This window comes from Mycolicibacterium palauense, assembly GCF_002592005.1.
GTDB classification, from domain to species: Bacteria; Actinomycetota; Actinomycetes; order Mycobacteriales; family Mycobacteriaceae; genus Mycobacterium; species Mycobacterium palauense.
Genome location: NZ_NVQF01000181.1, coordinates 1 through 2173, shown reverse-complemented (window position 1 = coordinate 2173; position 2173 = coordinate 1). Strand labels below are relative to the sequence as shown.

The window sequence follows — 2173 nt, the reverse complement described above, 5'->3', positions numbered from 1 at the left end:
GCGGCGACCGCCTCGACCTATTTCTGCTCCAAGGAGCAGCTGGTGGCCGAGGTGTTCTGGCGCCGTCTGGCCAGCACCCCGGCGCCCCCGAACGACTCCCCCGACCCCGTCACCCGGGTCGTGGCCGTCCTGCGCCACATCGCATTGCTGGTCGCCGACGAACCCGAGCTGGCCGGCGCGGTGACCAACGCGCTGCTGGGCAAGGACCCCGACGTCGAACACCTGCGCCTGCGCATCGGGCTGGAGATCAACCAGCGGCTGTCGGCGGCGCTGGAACCGGATTCACGCCCGGACATCGTCGAGACCCTCGACCTCCTCTACGCCGGAGCCCTGGTACACGCCGGCATGGGCTATGCCTCCTACCAGCGGATCGCCGACCTGCTGGAACGCTCGGCCCGGCTGCTGTTGACCGGCACCGACAGCGTCACCCAATAGGGTGCACCCCGGGTCCCCCTGTGTACCAGGGCCTTTCCGCCGAGCCTGTCCGCATCTCGACTCCGACGCCGGCTCGATGAGATGATCACCGGGTGACCCGCGAGCATTCCGAACGCGACGAACGCGGCCACCTCGGCGACCGTTCCGAGACGGAATCCGAACAGCTGGACCGCAATTGGTCCAGCCTGCTGCAGGAGCTGCGGGTCGCGCAGACGGGTGTGCAGGTGTTCACGGCCTTTCTGCTCACGGTGCCGTTCCAGCAGCGCTTCGAAATCCTCGACGAATCGATGCGCCGGGTGTATCTGGCCACCCTGGTCTGCTCGGTGATCTCCAGCGTCCTGCTGTTGGCCCCGGTCGGCATGCACCGGCTGCTGTTTCGCCGCCACCGGCTCAACACGCTGGTCTCCGTGGCGCACGTGCTGGCCTACTCGGGTCTGCTGCTGCTGGGGCTGGCGCTCACCGGAGCCACGGTGATGGTGTTCGACGTCGTGGCGGGGAGCATCCCGGCGGTGGTCGCCGGAGCGGCCGCACTGCTGATCCTGACCGGCTTCTGGGTGGCGCTGCCCCTGAGTATGCGCCGCTTCCCGCGCCGGGACCTCCGCCGCGAGGAGACCAACCAGGTCTGACGGACCGGCCACGACGGCCTGCGGCCGGGCCCCCGCGAACTGTGCGGGTCGGCAGGTTTGTTTGTCTTTGTTTGTCCGTGTGGCGCGCCGGGAACACCGCAGCCATGTTGCTTCGCAGAATCGCCCGTCCCCTGCTGTCCGCGGCGTTCATCGGCCAGGGCATCGACGCCTTGCGTAGCCCCAAACCGGCCGCGGACGCCGCCCGACCCACCCTCGAAGGCCTGCAGAAGCTGCCCGAACCGGTGGGCCCCAACGTTCCCCAGAACGCCGAGACCGTGGCTCGTGTCACCGCCGCGGTCCAGATCGGTGGCGGGCTGTTGTTGGCCACCGGCAGGGTCCCGCGGCTGGCCTCGGCCGCGCTGGCGGCCACCGTGATTCCGGCGAACCTCGGTGCGCACATGTTCTGGACCGAGGCTGATCCGGAGCGCAAGGCCGCCAAGCGCAGGCAGTTTCTGACCGACCTGAGCCTGCTGGGCGGGCTGATCATCGCCTCGGCCGACACCGCCGGCAAGCCCTCGCTCGGGTGGCGCGGACGGCAGGCGGCCGAGCACCTGTCCGAAAGCGTGTCGGCGAAGTTGCCCGGCGGCGCCACGACGAGCCCCGTCCTCGACAGCGAACTCGCCGAGCGGGTCGGCCACACGCTGTCGGAGGGTTGGCACGCCGGCGCCGAACGCGGCCGCGAGCTGGCCGGTGTCGCCGCAGAGCGCGGCGCACCACTGCTGGACAGGGCCCGCGAACGCGGCACCGAGCTGGCCGAGATCGCCCGCGAACGCGGCGGCGAGTTCGCCGAGCTGGCCCGCGAACGCGGCACCGAGTTCGCCGAGATCGCCCGCGAACGCGGCGGCGAATTCGGCGAGACCGCCCAGAGCCGCGGCGAGAATCTCGTGGGCACCGCGCGCAAGCGCACCCGTGGGTTGCGCTCGCGCTGATCGTCTTCCTGCCGCTCGTTCTCCTGCCGCGCGGATCTGCTCCGCTTCCCGCGGCGCCCGCCCCGCTGCGGGTAGATTGCGAGAAAGTGCACAAAGGCGATCAGGAGCAGAATCGATGACCACTGGAGACTACGACCCGAACCGTCCGCCGCAGTACGGCGAACCCTGTCTCTATACACATCT

3 protein-coding genes are annotated in these 2173 nt (G+C 70.1%); all 3 read left to right on the top strand.

Annotated elements, in window-relative coordinates; all coding sequences use genetic code 11:
* Positions 1–435: TetR family transcriptional regulator (locus CSR00_RS29710; protein ID WP_099025928.1), on the top strand; the 435-nt coding region annotated here is incomplete at its 5' end.
* Between the two features lie 92 nt (positions 436–527).
* Positions 528–1061 (top strand): DUF6328 family protein, encoded by a 534-nt coding sequence (locus CSR00_RS29705; RefSeq protein WP_099025927.1) that lies wholly within the window; start codon positions 528–530, stop codon positions 1059–1061.
* Between the two features lie 104 nt (positions 1062–1165).
* Positions 1166–1990 carry a DoxX family protein gene (locus CSR00_RS29700; RefSeq protein ID WP_099025929.1) on the top strand — a complete coding sequence of 275 codons (825 nt, stop codon included), beginning with the start codon at positions 1166–1168 and terminating at the stop codon, positions 1988–1990.
* Positions 1991–2173 lie beyond the last annotated feature (183 nt).

What these genes read in the sequence shown, in the direction of transcription:
- CSR00_RS29700 (WP_099025929.1), top strand. Translation starts at nt 1,166, where the DNA reads ATGTTGCTTCGCAGAATCGCCCGTCCCCTGCTGTCCGCGGCGTTCATC.